17 protein-coding genes are annotated in these 17166 nt (G+C 43.7%); 11 read left to right on the top strand and 6 right to left on the bottom strand.

Annotated features, from left to right (window positions below; translation table 11 throughout):
* Window positions 1-25: 25 nt before the first annotated feature.
* Window positions 26-2164 (top strand): dihydrolipoyl dehydrogenase, encoded by a 2139-nt coding sequence (lpdA, locus tag LDO37_RS19490; RefSeq protein WP_126606508.1) that lies wholly within the window; start codon window positions 26-28, stop codon window positions 2162-2164.
* A 329-nt stretch (window positions 2165-2493) separates the two neighbouring features.
* Here lpdA and LDO37_RS19485 read toward each other — a convergent pair whose 3' ends face one another.
* Genes LDO37_RS19485 through LDO37_RS19475 form a run of 3 tightly spaced genes read right to left on the bottom strand, consistent with a single transcriptional unit; the run spans window position 2494 to window position 4919 of the window.
* Window positions 2494-3393 (bottom strand): EamA family transporter, encoded by a 900-nt coding sequence (locus LDO37_RS19485; protein WP_126606507.1) that lies wholly within the window; start codon window positions 3391-3393, stop codon window positions 2494-2496.
* Between the two features lie 3 nt (window positions 3394-3396).
* Window positions 3397-4101, bottom strand: a complete 705-nt coding sequence (locus LDO37_RS19480; protein ID WP_126606506.1) for a UTRA domain-containing protein — start codon at window positions 4099-4101, stop codon at window positions 3397-3399.
* Between the two features lie 8 nt (window positions 4102-4109).
* On the bottom strand, window positions 4110-4919 hold the full coding sequence (locus tag LDO37_RS19475) for an IclR family transcriptional regulator (protein ID WP_101110356.1): 810 nt from the start codon (window positions 4917-4919) through the stop codon (window positions 4110-4112).
* A gap of 172 nt (window positions 4920-5091) precedes the next feature.
* On the opposite strand from LDO37_RS19475, the gene pta reads away from it, so the two are divergent.
* From pta to creD, 5 genes are all read left to right on the top strand, one after another.
* Complete coding sequence (gene pta / locus LDO37_RS19470) at window positions 5092-6090, top strand: phosphate acetyltransferase (RefSeq protein ID WP_126606505.1); 999 nt, start codon at window positions 5092-5094, stop codon at window positions 6088-6090.
* 19 nt (window positions 6091-6109) lie between these two features.
* Window positions 6110-6865, top strand: a complete 756-nt coding sequence (locus tag LDO37_RS19465; RefSeq protein WP_126606504.1) for a sulfite exporter TauE/SafE family protein — start codon at window positions 6110-6112, stop codon at window positions 6863-6865.
* A 106-nt stretch (window positions 6866-6971) separates the two neighbouring features.
* Complete coding sequence (locus LDO37_RS19460) at window positions 6972-7673, top strand: response regulator (RefSeq protein ID WP_126606503.1); 702 nt, start codon at window positions 6972-6974, stop codon at window positions 7671-7673.
* Window position 7674: 1 nt separating this feature from the next.
* The gene (gene creC, locus LDO37_RS19455; RefSeq protein WP_126606502.1) at window positions 7675-9147 is read left to right on the top strand and encodes a two-component system sensor histidine kinase CreC; all 1473 of its coding nucleotides are present in this window, start codon (window positions 7675-7677) and stop codon (window positions 9145-9147) included.
* 123 nt (window positions 9148-9270) lie between these two features.
* Window positions 9271-10608 (top strand): cell envelope integrity protein CreD, encoded by a 1338-nt coding sequence (gene creD / locus LDO37_RS19450; protein ID WP_126606501.1) that lies wholly within the window; start codon window positions 9271-9273, stop codon window positions 10606-10608.
* A gap of 76 nt (window positions 10609-10684) precedes the next feature.
* Here the strand turns inward: creD and LDO37_RS19445 are convergent, their stop codons facing one another.
* Window positions 10685-11755, bottom strand: coding sequence for an MFS transporter (locus tag LDO37_RS19445; protein ID WP_224055918.1), 1071 nt, complete (start codon window positions 11753-11755; stop codon window positions 10685-10687).
* A gap of 18 nt (window positions 11756-11773) precedes the next feature.
* Window positions 11774-11920, bottom strand: a complete 147-nt coding sequence (locus LDO37_RS19440; protein ID WP_224055762.1) for a hypothetical protein — start codon at window positions 11918-11920, stop codon at window positions 11774-11776.
* Between the two features lie 137 nt (window positions 11921-12057).
* Here LDO37_RS19440 and LDO37_RS19435 point away from each other — a divergent pair, with 137 nt between their 5' ends.
* From LDO37_RS19435 to LDO37_RS19420, 4 genes are all read left to right on the top strand, one after another.
* On the top strand, window positions 12058-12828 hold the full coding sequence (locus tag LDO37_RS19435; RefSeq protein ID WP_126606500.1) for a helix-turn-helix domain-containing protein: 771 nt from the start codon (window positions 12058-12060) through the stop codon (window positions 12826-12828).
* A 224-nt stretch (window positions 12829-13052) separates the two neighbouring features.
* Entirely contained in the window at window positions 13053-13265 is a 213-nt protein-coding gene (cspE, locus tag LDO37_RS19430; protein ID WP_101110364.1) for a transcription antiterminator/RNA stability regulator CspE, read from the top strand.
* Window positions 13266-13669: 404 nt separating this feature from the next.
* Window positions 13670-13879, top strand: coding sequence for a hypothetical protein (locus tag LDO37_RS19425; RefSeq protein WP_224055761.1), 210 nt, complete (start codon window positions 13670-13672; stop codon window positions 13877-13879).
* A gap of 358 nt (window positions 13880-14237) precedes the next feature.
* Window positions 14238-15350: a hypothetical protein gene (locus tag LDO37_RS19420; protein WP_126608142.1), complete on the top strand. Its 1113-nt coding sequence runs from the start codon at window positions 14238-14240 to the stop codon at window positions 15348-15350.
* Between the two features lie 114 nt (window positions 15351-15464).
* On the opposite strand, the gene grxB is transcribed toward LDO37_RS19420, so the two are convergent.
* On the bottom strand, window positions 15465-16115 hold the full coding sequence (grxB, locus tag LDO37_RS19415) for a glutaredoxin 2 (protein WP_126608141.1): 651 nt from the start codon (window positions 16113-16115) through the stop codon (window positions 15465-15467).
* A gap of 164 nt (window positions 16116-16279) precedes the next feature.
* Here grxB and LDO37_RS19410 point away from each other — a divergent pair, with 164 nt between their 5' ends.
* On the top strand, window positions 16280-17164 hold the full coding sequence (locus LDO37_RS19410; RefSeq protein ID WP_126608140.1) for a PfkB family carbohydrate kinase: 885 nt from the start codon (window positions 16280-16282) through the stop codon (window positions 17162-17164).
* The last annotated feature ends 2 nt before the right edge of the window (window positions 17165-17166 follow it).

The raw sequence follows: 17166 nt of genomic DNA, 5'->3' as shown, positions 1-17166 counted from the left end.
CCAACAACCTAATGAAGGAAATGTGATGAGCAAAAAAAAGATACTTCTCGCACTCGCGATTGTTGGGTTCATAGTTTTATGGTTTAGCCTAGATTTAGGTCGCTTCCTAACCTTGGAAACAGCAAAACAGCAGCAGGAACAATTGTCTTCTCTGATTGCTGAAAACCCTCTGCTTTCCAGTGTGACCTACTTTGTAATTTACGTCATCGTGACCGCGCTATCACTGCCTGGTGCAGCCATTATGACGTTATTAGGCGGCGCATTGTTTGGATTTGGCTGGGGCTTGCTATTGGTTTCATTCGCCAGCTCTGTAGGGGCAACACTAGCGTTCTTATTCAGCCGATTCTTACTGCGCGATTGGGTTCAAAACAAATTCGGCGAGCGCTTATCAGCCATTAACGAAGGTGTTGAAAAACAAGGTAAATTTTACCTATTCACTTTACGTCTAATCCCTGTATTCCCTTTCTTTGTCGTTAACCTTTTAATGGGCTTAACGCCAATCAAAGCACGCGATTTTTACTGGGTAAGTCAACTGGGTATGTTGGCGGGAACAGCAGTATACGTTAACGCCGGTACTCAGCTTGCTGAAATCGACTCGTTAGCGGGCATTATTTCACCACCAATTTTGCTTTCATTTGTTTTACTTGGTTTGTTCCCATTAATTGCCAAGAAACTGGTCGATATTATTGCGGCTCGTAAAGTGTATGAAGGCTGGAAGAAACCCGCTAAATTCGATACCAACATGGTGGTTATCGGTGCTGGTTCTGGTGGTTTAGTTTCAGCTTACATTGCTGCCGCGGTTAAAGCGAAAGTCACCTTGATTGAGCGCCATAAGATGGGCGGTGACTGTTTGAACACAGGTTGTGTGCCTTCTAAAGCACTGATTCGTGCCGCGCACACAATGAAGGAAATCTCTCAAGCGAAGCGCTTTGGAATTGATGCCGGAGAAGCGAAAGCCGATTTTGGCGCGGTAATGGATCGTGTTCAACACGTCATTGCGGACATTGAACCTCACGATTCTATCGAGCGCTATTCTTCGCTGGGTGTCGATTGTGTGACTGGCGAAGCGAAAGTTCTATCCCCTTGGGAAGTGGAAGTAAATGGTAAGCGTCTCACCACGAAGAATATCGTTATCGCAACTGGTGCTCGCCCACTGGTTCCGGGTATCCCAGGTTTAAGCGATGTTGAATACCTCACTTCCGACAACGTATGGGAACTGCGTGAGCAGCCTGAAAAACTGTTGGTGTTAGGTGGCGGTCCTATTGGTTGCGAACTTGCACAAAGCTTTAGCCTACTTGGATCTGAAGTTGCTCTGGTTGAAATGGCGGAACAAATCCTAATTCGTGAAGATAGAGAAGCGTCTGATCTCGTAGCAAGCCATTTAACCGAAGACGGTGTCAACCTGTTAACGGGTCACAAAGCCGCGCAATTTGGCCGTGATGAACAGGGGCAGTTTGCCGAGCTTGAACACCAGGGCGAAACCAAACGCGTCTACTTCGATAAAGTGTTACTTGCACTCGGTCGCGTTGCCAATGTGAAAGGCTTTGGCTTAGAGGAGCTCGGCATTGAAGTTACGGATCGTGGCACGGTTGACGTCAATGAATACCTACAAACTAAGTACCCTAATATCTTCGCTGTTGGCGATGTGTGTGGCCCATTCCAATTGACTCACGCTGCCGCGCACCAAGCTTGGTATGCAGCCGTAAATGGCTTGTTTGGGCAGTTTAAGAAATTTAAAGCCGACTACCGTGTGATGCCAGCGGCAACGTACACTACACCAGAAGTCGCTCGTGTTGGTATCAACGAAAGCGAAGCAAAAGCCAAAGGCATTAACTACGAAGTGTCGACTTATGGCATTGATGATCTAGACCGCGCCATTACCGATGGAGCAGACATCGGCTTCATTAAAGTGATCACACCAAAAGGAAAAGACACTATTTTGGGTGTCACGATTGTGGGGCACGGAGCAGGTGAATTGCTGGCTGAATTTACTTTAGCCATGAAGTACAACTTAGGTTTGAACAAAATTCTAGGTACGATTCACCCTTACCCAACGATGAGTGAAGCGGCGAAATACACTGCTGGGGTATGGAAAAAAGCCAACGCACCAGAAAAACTGTTGGAATGGGTTCAAAAATTCCACGGTTGGCAACGTGGTAAGTAAGCCAACAAGGTTTTATACTCCAACCACCTCAAGGTGCTAGGTTCAGCGAGAATTGCTTAGTTTTCAGGCAAGGCACCGATTTGAAGGTCTAGTGGTTCTAAATCTAGAATCGGTAACGCGGCATGAAAACCAAGCAAACTCGCCCTTGGGAGCTTATCTTCTGTCCCATTTCATCGTCAAAGAACTTGGAAAGGACTCGTCATTCCACTGCGTTCTTCTCCTTGAACTGAAACAGAAGATAGAGCTCTGAATCCTGCACTTTGAGGTGGTTGGAGTATAACCAAAAGTGCCCTGTTTTTCAGGGCACTTTTTTGTTTTTACACAGATCATCAAATAAGAGCCAAGACAAGTCCAACGACAATACACACCACCCCGACACCTCTTGTATACAGCCACTTTTCTTTCAAGAAAATAATTCCCAATAAAAGCCCAAATATGATGCTGGTCTGGCGTAAAGCAACCACCAAGCTGACGTTTTCCGTTAGCGTCATGGCATACAAAACTAAGGTGTACGTTACGCCCATCATGACGCCTGCAACGGTGGCGGACTTTTTCATTTCCCAACCTTTTCGAAAGACATGCCATTGTTTCGTTAAAGCAAAGGTCAGGGTTAATGTCGCGGCCATAAATGCAAACTGAACGCCCAAATAGAAGATAGCCACCTGTTGCGCACTGTAAACTTCCTTCACTTCAGTGGTAAGAATGTCTATCGCGACTTTATCCAGAATGGAGTAACCCGTTGTCCCCACTGCGGCGACAAGCGCCCAAGCCACACCACTATTCATGTAATCGGATAGCCTAAACTGGCTGAATGTCACGAGCGGAACAAACAGGCAGCCAAGGGTAATTAAGGTAAAGCCAATCCATTGAGCATCACTCAATGTCTGCCCTAACAATACCGTCCCCATACCAACCATCAGTACTGGCGTGGCTCTCGCGATAGGATAAATCACGCCAACATCGGCACGCTGATAAGCGTACGCTAACCCAAGCATGTAAACAGCTTGAAATACCGCACTCACACATACCCAAAGCCAAAATTGGGAAGGCAATGAAATCTCGGGAGAAGAGAGAAACCAAAACGTATAAGGGGCTAAGATAAGAGTTGGAGCATACGCCGAAGCAAGAAAAAACGAACCACCAGCACCTTGTTTAGATTTGCCAATGATATTCCAACTCGCGTGCAGCAACGCCGAGAAAACCACTAACGCAATAGCAAACAACGACATAAGCTATTTTTTCAGCTCCACACTCGATTCAATACTGATCGCATCATGTCGCCAATATTCGATGCGACAATCAATGATCGCACCGGAACTGTCTAAGCTAGAGCGCTCAATCACCATTGCGGGGGCACCCGGTGTTGCACGTAAAGACTGTGCAATGTCTCCAAGCAGTGAAGTAGTTCGTAGCCGAATTTGAGTCGATGCAGGGTGAATACCGAATTCACTCGCGCAAATACCACTGAGTGAAAAGGTAAGGTCGTGATCGAGCAAGCTCGGTGCATAGTCAGGCTGAACATAATGAGTCACATGCATGACGGGGCGTTCATCGAGGTAACGAAGCCTCTCAATTTTATGCACATCAGAGAAAGGTTGAAGATCCAAAATCTGAGAAGCGTATTTGGTCGCCAAAATGGTTTTCGATGTGAGAACTTCGGTTCTAGGCTTTCTTTCATTCGCCGTCGCTAATGCCGTAAAACTGAAGTCTTTACCCGGGTCGTAGCTTAGTGGCGGAGGCGAGATAAACCAACCTCGCCTATCTTCTCGGTAGATTTTTCCTTCAATCTCAAGCAGCGATAGTGCTTCTCGCAGTGTTACTCGAGTCGTGTTAAATGACTCAGCTAATTTACGTTCCGGAGGCAGTTTTTGCCCAGGAGGTAATAAACCAGACTCAATCTGCTCTTCTACTGCGATTTTAATCTCTACGTATTGCACCCATTCACCTATTTGTCAGACAACCGTTCATCTTCTTCCTCTTCTATTTTGGCCAATGCATTGGCTGCGCGCTGCAAAGCAGGAAGAAAATGTAGAGCTTGTTCTGGTTTTAGGCGAATAATCGGCGCTTGTATGGCAATACCAAGATTAGAGCGTCCACGTTTTGAAGGCACTAACACAGCAACACAGAACAGACCGGGTAAAAACTCTTCGTTATCGATGGCGTAACCATTGTTCTTAACGAGGTCGAGTTCTTCTTCCAAATCTTCAATGTTGGTTTTCGTATGCTGGGTGTAACGCTCTAATTCAGTGGTGGTTAACACACGTCTGCGCTGTTTGGCATTCATATTCGCGAGGAAAAGCTTACCCGTTGCACTGCAATGCACAGGCACACGAGAACCGGGGTGCAAATAAAAGCGAAGTGGGGCTTGGGTTTCTACGCGATCAACATAGACAATTTCGCCCCCAGAAAGCGCCGTAAGGTTACAGCTTTCTCCCACTTCATTTTGCAATTGCAGTAACACGGCGTGCCTCGCACTGTGAATCGTACTGTTCAGTAGCAACTTTTCCGCAAAACGGCGTAATCGTATTCCGGTGCTGTAGTGCCTGTCATCATGGTCACGCTGAACAATGCCAGCGCTCTCTAGCTGCTGAAGCATTCGGTGTAATGTGGGCTTTGGCAAACCCGTTTCTTCGACAAGGCTTTGTAATGAGAAAAATTCGTCCTTTTCCGCGATCACTTCGAGTAAAGCAAAAAGGCGCAAGGTGGGCGTATCACCCTCCACTTTTGGAGGCTGAGTGGGTGACTGGCTGTCCATATTTCTCCGATTTTCTTCTTCAACTGCTCACGAGACCACTTATAGCAAGAAAGCAATATGATTTATACCACATAGCGGATTTTAGATTGATCTATGGGGCATCAGTCGCTAGCATTGTCACATAATTACAATTTACGGAACAAATTGTATCAATAAATGGAATTTTATTATTATGAAAGCAATTGAAAAGATCATCGAATCCGCAAGAAACAACCCAAAAAAGATCGTGTTGTGCGAAGCACAAGATAAGCGCATCCTCAACGCCAGTTTAAAGGCTCATCAACTCGGGGTCGCTGAGATAATATTGGTTGGCAGCAACAAAGATCTTGAAGCGCAAGCTTTGGCACAAGGGCTATCGTTGTCTGGGTTAACCTTGATTTGTATCGACGATAGCTCACTTACCAAGCCGTTGAGCAAAGCATTGTATGAGTTAAGGAAACACAAAGGGATCAGCCTACAAGATGCTGAAGCATTGATTCGTCAACCGCTCGTTTTTGCATCTATGCTTGTACGAGAGGGCTATGCTGATGGGCTGGTCGCAGGATCGGTATACACCACAGCGGATGTCGTTCGTAATGCCATTCAGTTAATTGGCACCAACAAAGCATTCCCGCTCGTGTCGAGCTTTTTCATCATGATGTTATGTGAGCCTTTCCACCAGCATAAAGGACCACTCATATTTACAGACTGCGGCTTGGTGGTGGATCCAAACGAAGAACAACTTGCCAATATTGCGATCACAGCAGCCAATAGCGCACAGCAACTTCTGAATGTAGAACCGAGAGTCGCGATGCTTTCATTCTCAACAAATGGAAGTGCGCAACATTCTTCGGTAGACAAAGTGATAAATGCGTCAAAAAGAGTAAAATATCAACGACCTGAACTGGCAATTGATGAAGATGTGCAATTCGATGCCGCCATCGTCGCAGAAGTTGCTAATAAGAAGGCACCAAATTCAACCGTAAAAGGCAACGCCAACGTGCTCGTTTTCCCTAATTTAGAAGCAGGAAACATCGGCTACAAACTGGCAGAAAGACTCAGTGGCGCAAAAGCTATAGGGCCTCTTTTACAGGGACTGGCAAAACCCGCCAACGATTTGTCCCGAGGTTGCAGCGAAGACGATATATTCCATGTCATCGCCACAACGGTTGTTCAAGCTCAACATACCTAATTGAGGTTACCTCGCACGAATGGAATTAATCCTGTTACTCGTTATTATCGCCATTGGCACGTATTTCCAAACTGTAGCAGGGTTTGGTATCGCCATAATCATTATCGGCTTGACCAGCGCTTTCCAACTCTACAGTTTACCTGTTATCGCTGCCATCATCAGTTTGATAACAATCGGAAATTGTCTAGTCGCCTTAAAAGGTGTTGGTCGGCAAACCCCTTGGCGTAAATGGGTGTTCACCATTTTAGGTGTTATGCCTGGTATCTATATTGGTCTACTGGGCTTGAACCATCTCAGTGGTGAAGCGATAAGTACTTTGGAGTTTTTGTTGGGCTGTATCATCTTGTACAGCGCCATCAGTTTATTTTGGCGAGCGTCGGCAAAAAAAGAACTCTCTAGTGTTCGTAGTTTCTCTGTTGCTGGCTTTACTTCGGGGCTTTGTAGCGGAATGTTCGGGCTGGGCGGCCCTCCACTTGTTTACCACTTTTATCGCCAACCTATGGCAATGGAGCATATTCGTGCGCTGTTGCTTTCCACCTTTCTTTGCAGTTCGGTTTCTCGAACGGTGCTTCTTGCATGGGAAAACCAGCTCACCCCTGAAATTCTGACTATTTCAGCCGCAGCGATTCCCTTAGTGATGCTTGTGACCTACTTAACCCAGAAATATCCGACGAATATCGCCCCCAATACCATGAGAAAAGGGATATCGATTGTGTTATTTCTGATCGCAATGCGCTTGATGGTGCCGTTCTTTATAGACATGCTCCCCAAGTGACTCATCTGATTAAACACTGATATGTGACTGCAGCTAACACACCAGCCCCATACTTTACTTTTGGCTGGTATAATTGCGCGATATAAAACCTGAATCGAGCCAAATTTTGAATATCCTGATCATTGAAGATGAACCCGCTATTGCTGAAAATTTAATCCACGTTTTGGAAATGGATGGTTATCAAGTGGACTGGTTTTCAACCGCTGGTGAAGGGCTTGCCCATTTAAAAGCACAAAGCCCAGATTTATTGGTTCTGGATGTGGGGCTACCGGATGGAAATGGCTTCGAGCTATGTAAAACCATTCGAGATTTTTCCGCAATCCCTATCATTTTTTTAACCGCCAGACATGATGAAATAGACCGAGTTGTTGGACTAGAAATCGGGGCTGATGATTACGTAACCAAACCTTTTAGCCCTCGGGAAATGCTTGCAAGAATCAAGCTTCGTATTAAATCTCGCCCATTAGTCTCTCCCCCACCTGAAGCGGAAAAATCGGTCGAGAGTACCCAAGACTTATACCCTGAGAATTTTGACTACCGTGTGGGCAGCCAAAACCTAGGTCTAACCGCTGTGGAATTCAAAATCCTTCATAAGTTGATTGATGTATCGACCAATGTACTTAGCCGAGAACAGCTCATGATCGCTGCCGACATGACGCCAGATGCCATCTACGAACGTAATATCGATTCTCACATTAAAGCCATTCGCAACAAACTCAAACCCTTTGGTATGACAGATAGAATTTGTACAAAACGCGGGTTCGGATACTACTATTGCGCTCAAAACTCACACCGCTGTAAGGCTTAACATGACCGACAAAACGTTCAATTGGCCTAAAATCCCCCTCGGGATTCGTCTGTTCTTCCTCTACTTTGTTTTGGTGGGCATGACTGCCTATATCGTTAGCCAAACGGTCATTCAAGAACTGAAACCGACCGTGCGCCAAGCGACAGAGGAAACGTTAGTCGACATGGCGAATTTGCTTGCCGTACTGGCGGAAGAAGAAGTTGCAAATGGTGAAATGACACAAAGTCGATTTGCCAGTTTACTGACCGCTTATGGTAAGCGAGAACCGGAAGCGAGAATCTGGGAAATCGGCAAAAAAGTCATTAATCATCGAATCTATATCACCAATAGAAATGGCATTGTTATCGCAGATTCTTGGCAGCAAGACGTGGGCAAAGATTACTCTCAGTGGAATGACGTGTACTTAACGTTACGCGGAAAATATGGGGCTCGCAGTACAACAGAAAACCCCGAAGATCCTCTTTCTACGGTTATGCACGTTGCCGCCCCCATCTACCATCAAGGAGAAATTATCGGCAGCGTTACGGTCGCGAAAGCCAATCGGAGTGTTCAGCCTTTTATCGATCTTTCAAAACGAAATGTCTTGTTCTGGATGATGTGGATGACAGGGCTAGTATTGCTCACCGGTGCGCTCATCGCTTGGCGTATTCACTCTGCCCTACATAAACTTGAAGATTACGCAGAAAAAATGGGGCGCGGAGAAAAAGTCACCAAGCCGACTTTTCGAATCTTTTATGAATACGGCACGCTAAGTAATGCGCTGGAAAAAATGCGCAATCAACTCGACGGAAAACACTACGTTGAAGAGTATGTTCAAACACTCACCCACGAACTTAAAAGCCCAATCTCTGCCATTAAAGGTGCGAGTGAAATCTTGCAGATGCCGCTACCGGAAGAAAAAATAAGCCGTTTCGCTGGCAACATAGAACGCGAAAGCAACCGAATGCAATTGCTTATCGATAAACTGTTGGAGTTAGCTCGGTTAGAAAAAATGCCTCAATTGGAAAATACGCAGCCACTTCCCCTACTCATGATGTTGGAAGAAGTTGTGCACGCCTCAGACGCCAAGCTCAGTAAAAAATCGGCATCATGCGAAATAACTGCGAGTGAACCAAGCGCGTCAGACAGTCCGTTAACCGTATGCGGCGACAGTTTCTTATTGAAACAGGCATTATTCAACTTAATGGAAAACGCCCTCGATTTTGTTTTTGAACAAGGCAGTATTCATTGGTGTATCTCGTACAGTGGTGGAAATGCGGAGCTCACAGTGTTCAATACAGGGCCGCACATTCCTGACTACGCCCTAGAAAGAATCACCGAACGGTTTTACTCACTGCCTAGGGAAAGTGGCGTGAAAAGCACTGGGTTGGGGCTTAACTTCGTTGAGCAAGTCGCTAAGTTGCACAGTGGTACACTCGAGATAGCCAACGTCGAGGGCGGGGTCAAAGTCACGCTGCAGCTTCCAACCCCTTAAAAACGTTTCTACCCCATAAAGGCATTAGCAACTCCATAAAAACTCCACATAACCTCCATTCACTCTCCAAGTTGCTGTTTTAGAGTGCGAATAACGTTTAAGGAGAGTGAAACGAAAAAATTTATGAACAACCAACTCGGCATAAAGTTTGGCTTTGTGCTGTTTTTATTTCTGCTACTGCAGATTCCAGTATCCATGATTGAAGACCTTATTTCTGAGCGTTCCTATCGACAGCAGGAAGTTCAGCAAGACATCGCTCGAAGCAGCAGCGGTGAGCAGCGCATCATGGGACCTTTCATCAATATTCAGTACACGGAAACCATCACTAATAAAGACAAAGAATTCATGCTCGAACGTCAGGCGTTCATTTTACCCGATACCTTTAACCTGACGTCTCATCTTGAAAGTTTCGAGAAATACAGAGGGATCTATAAAGCTCGCCTTTATCAAGCGCAGACCGACCTCAATGGGGGGTTTGATCTCTCTTCGCTGGATGATTTGAGCGAATTCACAATAGATAAGATCAGCATGGTGGTGGGCATCAGTGACAGCAGAGGGTTAATCAACTTAGGGGAGTTATCACTCGATGGACAATCCATCGAAGTTGAACCAGGTACTGGGATGAACCAAATGACACAAGGTTTCCACAGCAAACTGGACATCGATACTTTAGATACATCTAAGCCGCTAACATTTGATTTGAACTTCTTGCTACAAGGTATGGGTAATCTACAAATCACCCCGATTGGCAACAATACCAGTGTTAAGCTTTCCTCTAGCTGGCCTCACCCGAGTTTTATTGGCGATTATTTGCCTATTTCTTCCGATATCCAAGAAACCGGCTTCAGCGCTCAATGGGCAACCAACAACTTTTCAACCAACATTACCCAACTGTTTGATAAATGCATGTCAGACAATACCGAATGTTACGAACTTAACGGCAGGCAAATGGGTGTGGACTTGATTGACCCTGTCGACCATTACCTTAAATCCCATCGCGCCGTAAACTATTCTCTGCTGGTCATTACCCTTATATTCGCTAGCTTCTTCTTATTAGAGCTGTTCCAAGCGCGCCCTATTCACCCTATCCAGTACGGTTTTGTGGGTCTTGCTCTAGCGCTGTTCTATTTGTTGCTGATTTCCCTTAGTGAGCATACTGGCTTCAATTGGGCATACTTAGTGTCTGCCGTTGCGTCCACTGCCTTATTGAGTGTGTACGTGGGCGGTATGCTGAATAACCGTAAACATGGCAGCATCTTTGGCATCAGTTTACTCATTCTGTACGGATTGTTGTTCGGGCTGCTGCAAGCCGAAAGCTATGCCCTACTGATGGGAACACTATTGTGCTTTGTCGTTTTAAGCTTAGTTATGGTGATGACTCGAAACGTCAATTGGTATGAACGGACAAATGCACAGCCTCAATCCAACCATGATGCTGATTTCGAAGACGGTAAACAGTAACCCGATTAAAACCAAACATGAGCCGCAGTACTAGCGGCTCCATCAAACCTACGAGTCCGTTTATCCGATCTTTGTTTTAGCCAATGTTACTCCTTGGTATAAATAAAAGTACAAATGAAGAAACCACAAGCAATATACCGGATAGCTGCCAGCTTAGAGGTATACCGTAATGTTCTGATATAAAGCCAAACACTAAGGAGGACACTACCCCACCAATCGTTACAACGAACGAGCTCACCGACAGTATTGTAGAACGCACTTCTTCGCTGGTATTGTCGTTTAGCAAAACACTTTCTGAATTGTGTCCCAAAGTGAAAAGGAAGAAAAAGCCCAAATAACACACTAAAAAGCCTAAAAACGATGTGGTATGCGCAAGTAAAAAGAAGAGTACACCAGCCATACATCTCGTGACCAACATCAGCATTCGATGAGACCCATTAAACCAAGTCAACAATGTTATAGAGCCAAGTGAAGCGACAGCGGACATCAAGAAATACAAAGAAGACACCACACCAAACATGGTGATTCCATACCCTGTATCTTCAATAATACGTGCGAGATAAGGCTGCCAATGATTCTCAGCGGCGCTCAGCACCATGCCTAATACTAAAGTGGTCTGCATCAATCGCTTGATGACACAATGTGTAAAAGCGCTTTTTATTGTTTGGAGATTGCTTTGAGCTGAACTGACGGCAATGGATGGGTCAATCCGGGTCAGTTGTTTTTGGTTAGGAATTACCCATATAGTACCTGCCAGTAGCAACACGTTACCTATGATCACAGTCAAAATATTCAAATCATAAACGCTAGAAAAACTGGCTCCTAAGCCACTTATCACGTCAGGTAGCACACCGCCAATTAGAGACCCAATTGCAAGTCCAAACGTAATCATCACGTTCACTTTTGCTAATGCCGAATGAAAGGTGCCATCACCAGCTTGATGCTGAAAGGAATCATAAAATAATGCATCGAGAGTGCCTGAATATAAGGCACGAGAAGCGCCTAAAATAAAAGATGACATTAGCAGGAATGAAAAATCATAAGACACCAAAAGCACAATACAACCCACCATATTCGTAAATAGTGAAACAAGGTATGTGCGTCTCTTACCATATTTATCTGCTAAGCCTCCCATTGGGATTTCCAACAAAGCGGTACTGCCAATTCAAACCGCCATCACTAAACCAATGTCAAATAAGTTTAGCCCCCGAGATTGGAAAATAAGCGTAATCACAGGGATCATGATCCCCATAATTAACCAATGCAAACCCTGCTGGATACCGAATCGTATCGTGAGCTCCCTTTTGTTCATTTAATCATCCCACGTCAAAAATGACGCTAAAGAATCTCATAACGACCCTTATTTTCAACAAGACTATTAAACAGATATTTTTATGATACCTTATGTATCAAGTAAGGTGACTTAAGCCGTAAATAGGAAGAACAAGAATGGATACCCGTTTGCTTCAAGAAACATGCGCCATCTTGAAAAGAGAATTAAAAAGTAATCATATTTCCTACAAAGCACTTGCGAATGAGTTGAACATATCTGAAGTCAGTGTAAAACGGCTGTTAAACAACATACAGCCTCTATCAATGCAACGGATGATGACGATTAGCCAGTTAGTGAATTTTCCTCTATCGAAAATTCTTGCTGAAGCCGAGCGTAATGCTTTCTCCATCCCCCTTTTTACATCTGAGCAAGATTTAGCATTTTGTGATTGCCCTGCTTTATTTACTTTTTGGACAGAGTTATCTGAGAACCGATCTCCCAAAGAGATAGGACAACGCCACGAACTGGATGATGCGTCTCTATATTTATACCTAAGAAAGCTTGAAAAGTTTAACTTCATCGAGTTACAAGCAAACAACAACTGCAAGGTTCTTGTTCCCGCGCACACTGCTTTTGAGAAAGGAGCAAAATTTTCTTGTTTCTTTACTCGCCAAGTACTCAATGGACTAAAAGAAAGAGTAGTGGATATACAATTGGAGGACGATCAGGCTTTCCTCATCAGCCTTAAGGCAGAGTTAACAAAAGAAGAGTTTGCTGAAGTTTCACTCAAGTTAGAAGAATGGATGTTTAACAAACTACGAGAAAGTCAGAATCTAAAGGAGCGAGAAGGATTAAAAGTGAGCCCATACACTTTTGGGTTTATGGGCGCACAAGGCGCTTTTCACGGGGAAATGCCCAAAATCCCAAAGATAAAGACAATATATTGAAAATAAACCTTTACAACGCATCTCTCTGATGTAATATTACGTGCGCTCTGTCACATAGAGTTATTTAAAAAAAACATTAAGTCAAAGCAAGTCTTCAGAATTCCTTCGTAACTGTTGAACCCTCTGTTACACCCTTAGCTTCATCGTCAAATTAAATAATTCCGGCTTTCAGTGCATTCGCTTATAGCGAACCTATTTAATTCAATATATTTAAGGGGCATTCCATGTCTAACAAAGTAACTGGTTCTGTAAAGTGGTTTAACGAAGAGAAAGGTTTCGGTTTCATTTCTCAAGATAACGGCGGTGCTGACGTATTCGTTCACTTCCGTGCTATCGCTTCTGAAGGTTTCAAAACTCTTAACGAAGGTCAGAAAGTGACTTTTGAAGTAGAGCAAGGCCAAAAAGGTCTTCAGGCTGCTAACGTAGTACCTGCGTAAGTTATGCTTTTACGAGCAAGCTTCGCGGCTTGCTCGTTTAGCCCTCCGGCTTTACCTCGCATCACCGCTTCAGCTATATAACCTTCTTTGTTACTACTTCAATTTCTTCCTGTGTTTTAACGCATCCATCGTTATGATGATCGTGTCATAGAACTATTTTAGAAACATACAGTCTTAATACATCAAAGTGAAACATTCGAATACTTTAATGAAGGTATTGGTATGCGTTTACGCGCATTCAAACGTTCAGCTAATTTCAGCTTGAACAATAATTAACTGCTAAAGGTCAAAAGACCCTAATGAAAAAAGGAAAAATCATGTCTAAATCGATTGGTCGACACCGTTTCTGGTTTCAGAAATGCCGCAACAAAACTGAAAAATCCAACTCTACGAAGAGGAAATAAATGAGAATAGAATTCAATATTTTTAAAAGTAACACTCAGTGGGGAGTCACGACCCACCAAATGAATAGCGATATTTTGCTGCGCAATGTTCTAACCAAAGGCAAAGTATCTGATTTAAATCTGCAATTTTCGTACGATGAGCACACCAGTAAAGGCACCATTGCCAACTCGAGTAATCAAATCATCGGCGACTTTCTCGTCAGTTTTTAGATTATCAGCCGCCACTTACTGATTGTCTTCCGCTCTCCATTCAGAGCATACTTGTTGAACACATTGATACTGCCGCCCGTATCATGTGATTCACCATTTACCACTCATAAAACGACTTGCCATTAGAACAAGCCAACCGAAACTTAACAAAAAAATAACAAATATTTGATACCAATCTCCTTATTAAATTTGTGCTTATGCATAATGTTTAACGAATTTAAAAAGGTGAAAGTCAATGAATATATACCAAACACTTATCGCATCCTGCGCGATACTGGGTGTTCATTCATCTCACTCTTCATATAATTCACAGTTAACACACTGAAACTAAAATCAATTAAAGAATAAGGATTTCAACATGAAACACTATTTTTTAATCGCCATCTGCTTACTTATAACAGCGTGTACATCTCCATACTCTCCTCCAGAAATGGAGAAGACAGCCACGTTTGAAGGGTTGATGGCAAACAAAACAAACAGTATTTCTTACCGAACTATTGTTGTTATGGTTCATGGCATGTGTGAAAAACCGTCCGATTGGGCCAGAGATCCTGTTGAAAACATAGTAAAAAAGGCTGGGTACAATGGGGCTATCACAGCGAATGATTTAGGTTACTACTACCCCAAGGGAAGTGCATCAGCGGGCTTTCCCTACCTTAGAGAGTACAAAGTCAGTGATGAAAAATCTGAGTTGAAATTCTACGCATACCACTACTCTGACTGGAATCAGATTCGAAATTCTGGAGAGCTGGAAATTCAGGGCAAAGCAGCCTATTTAAATAAAAAACTCAAAGACAGTCTGGTCTCAGGATGCCTGTCCGACGTCACTACATACGCAGGGTCTAAGGGCATAAAAATCCGAGAGTACCTTGCGAAATCGATGGCTAAAGTTCAAGAGATGAATCCAGAATCCAGCACTATCAAGAACCGAATCTTCTTTATCTCATCCAGCTTAGGAAGCAAGGTACTCAGAGATGTACTAATGTGCACTCCTCACCCAAGTCAGCACTCTGATTATGCTAAAAATCAATCGGTCACCAAGTCGCTTATTGCTCAGTCATCAACCGTTTTTATGGCATCGAACCAAATTCCACTCTTAAGCCCACTGAATAATTGCAAATCTATAAAAACTAATAAAGATACCGCAGAGCAAGAAGATTTGTATTCCAACAGCTTAGTCGCTGCTTTGCGAGATTCGATAGGTAGTGAGCAAAAAAATCTCCGGAAAATTAACGTCGTCGCGTACACCGACCCGAGCGATTTATTGAGTTACCCCGTAAGCAACTACGGTACCACCACGGCAACCGGCAAAAGTTCAGGTGATAGTATGGTGACCGTACACAATGTCAAAGTGAGTAACGCTAGTACCTGGTTTGGTCTGATTACCAATATGTATAAAACCCACACGGGTTATTTTGGCAATCCCGATGTCATTGCGAGCATGGTTTGTGGCTCGGATGGGTGCCAATAACGGCAAACATTTTCTCACTTAGAATAACAGCCACCCAAAAACAAAAATCCCGATCAATTCGGGATTTTTCGTTATATATCGACATAGTCTCTAAATGCGAAGTTTAGAGACTAACTACACGGCGACTGAATCGAACAAGCGGATCTTAGTAAGCGCAGTGACTTCATCTATGTATTGTCGAACGCGCTGAGGGAACTGAATACCTTTCACAACCGTTAGATTACGTAGATGAGGATATAAGTTCACATCGTCGTAACTGATGGTATTACCTCGCTCTGAAGGCAATGTCAGCCAATCCAGTTTTTCAAGCAACGCATTCATTTTTGGTAAGTATTCATCAGACTTAAAGAAGGCTTCTTCAAAACTCATCCCTATCATGGCGGATTTGTTTTTGGTAAACCACGCTTTAGCTGCTTCACTGCCGTACTCTGGTAATTCAATCATCAACCAACGCGGGTAAAGCAAAGGACCACTAAACTCAAACGATTGCGCTAATATCTCACTAATTTTGTCACCAAATTTACCTTCGGTAATCACTGAAGCACCATCTGACGCATCCAAATGTTTCGCGATATCCAAACTTTCTGCCATATAGCTGCCATCAGGCTTTTGAAGGATCGGCACCATATTCGCACCCACTTTTTCAATACGGGCATCTACGTCGTCGTTTTGCAAAAACACTTCTTCAACGTCAAGACCTTTCAAGCCAGCGACCATCATTGCTTTAATGCAATACGGGCAATGTTCAAATACAAACAGCTTCATTTCTTCTCCTTAAGAAGTTGAATTTTGAGGTCAGTCTACAAAATTTTCCGCTTTATTGCAGGGTTGAGTATCCAAGAGATGGTAAACACTTTAAAAAGATAAACACCACGAAATAAGCACTATCATTAATACTAATTCTATAACGAACACATCAAGGAAGCGGTATGGGAAACCTTTTGATCGCAGGTGCTGCCAATGTCGACATCGTTGCAACCATCAATACCCTCGGCAGCAATAAAAACCACAGGGGGAGAGTTCACTTTAGTGCAGGAGGATGTGGTTTAAATATGGCATTAAACGCATCTAGACTCGGCTACCCAACTACATTTATGACAGCACTAAACCGTTCTATTTTATCCAACCAAATTGAACGCGTTTTGGATAAATGTGGCGTAACAAAAAAGATTTTGACTGTCCCGAACATGGAAGACTCCATATTCTCCATCATTAACGGTTCAGAATCCGACAATAAGTCCGTTCTTCAAGAAGCTTTGAATGACATCGAATTGACAAATGAATTCGTGCATTCAGAAATACAAGATTCAAAAGGAGTACTGGTGACAGCTGAGTTCTCTGTAACAAGCCTTAAAACCATCATTCAAGCTGCCAACCGTTGTTCAAAAGAAGTTTTTATTGCTGGATGCTCGGCAGAGGAAGTGACGAAAATTCCATTCAAGGATATTCGGGTCGATTACCTATTTCTTAACCAACACGAAGCAAAAAGCTTTGCCCGATATCATAAATGTGGAAACCTGAATACGCTGTCAGCGTTGCTTAAAACAACGATCGTCGTGACCAAGGATGAGCAGGGAGCAGAAGTTATCACACCAGAAAATACGCAACGATTTGACACAATCTACAAACATTTCGATGGGAACACGCTTGGAGCAGGTGATTACTTTATGTCAAAGTGTGCGGTAGAAGTTCTATCAGGACACTCTATAGAAGCAGCTGTTCGTCAAGCCCTAGAGACTATCAATGACATTTTAAACACAGAGAAGGCAAACTTGTACGATACCAATCTTGAACTAACCAAGGAGCTCGCCTAAAC

Origin of the sequence: Vibrio penaeicida (genome assembly GCF_019977755.1) — a bacterium.
Lineage (GTDB): Bacteria > Pseudomonadota > Gammaproteobacteria > Enterobacterales > Vibrionaceae > Vibrio > Vibrio penaeicida.
This window is presented reverse-complemented; position numbering and strand designations above follow the sequence as displayed.

Bases quoted from the DNA above. Each gene is read 5' to 3' on its own strand.
- creD (WP_126606501.1), top strand. From the start codon at position 9,271: ATGAACAACCAACTCGGCATAAAGTTTGGCTTTGTGCTGTTTTTATTT.
- LDO37_RS19425 (WP_224055761.1), top strand. From the start codon at position 13,670: ATGAGAATAGAATTCAATATTTTTAAAAGTAACACTCAGTGGGGAGTC.
- pta (WP_126606505.1), top strand. From the start codon at position 5,092: ATGAAAGCAATTGAAAAGATCATCGAATCCGCAAGAAACAACCCAAAA.
- LDO37_RS19465 (WP_126606504.1), top strand. From the start codon at position 6,110: ATGGAATTAATCCTGTTACTCGTTATTATCGCCATTGGCACGTATTTC.
- LDO37_RS19420 (WP_126608142.1), top strand. From the start codon at position 14,238: ATGAAACACTATTTTTTAATCGCCATCTGCTTACTTATAACAGCGTGT.
- grxB (WP_126608141.1), bottom strand. From the start codon at position 16,115: ATGAAGCTGTTTGTATTTGAACATTGCCCGTATTGCATTAAAGCAATG.
- LDO37_RS19410 (WP_126608140.1), top strand. From the start codon at position 16,280: ATGGGAAACCTTTTGATCGCAGGTGCTGCCAATGTCGACATCGTTGCA.
- LDO37_RS19435 (WP_126606500.1), top strand. From the start codon at position 12,058: ATGGATACCCGTTTGCTTCAAGAAACATGCGCCATCTTGAAAAGAGAA.
- lpdA (WP_126606508.1), top strand. From the start codon at position 26: ATGAGCAAAAAAAAGATACTTCTCGCACTCGCGATTGTTGGGTTCATA.
- LDO37_RS19440 (WP_224055762.1), bottom strand. From the start codon at position 11,920: ATGAACAAAAGGGAGCTCACGATACGATTCGGTATCCAGCAGGGTTTG.
- cspE (WP_101110364.1), top strand. From the start codon at position 13,053: ATGTCTAACAAAGTAACTGGTTCTGTAAAGTGGTTTAACGAAGAGAAA.
- LDO37_RS19485 (WP_126606507.1), bottom strand. From the start codon at position 3,393: ATGTCGTTGTTTGCTATTGCGTTAGTGGTTTTCTCGGCGTTGCTGCAC.
- creC (WP_126606502.1), top strand. From the start codon at position 7,675: ATGACCGACAAAACGTTCAATTGGCCTAAAATCCCCCTCGGGATTCGT.
- LDO37_RS19475 (WP_101110356.1), bottom strand. From the start codon at position 4,919: ATGGACAGCCAGTCACCCACTCAGCCTCCAAAAGTGGAGGGTGATACG.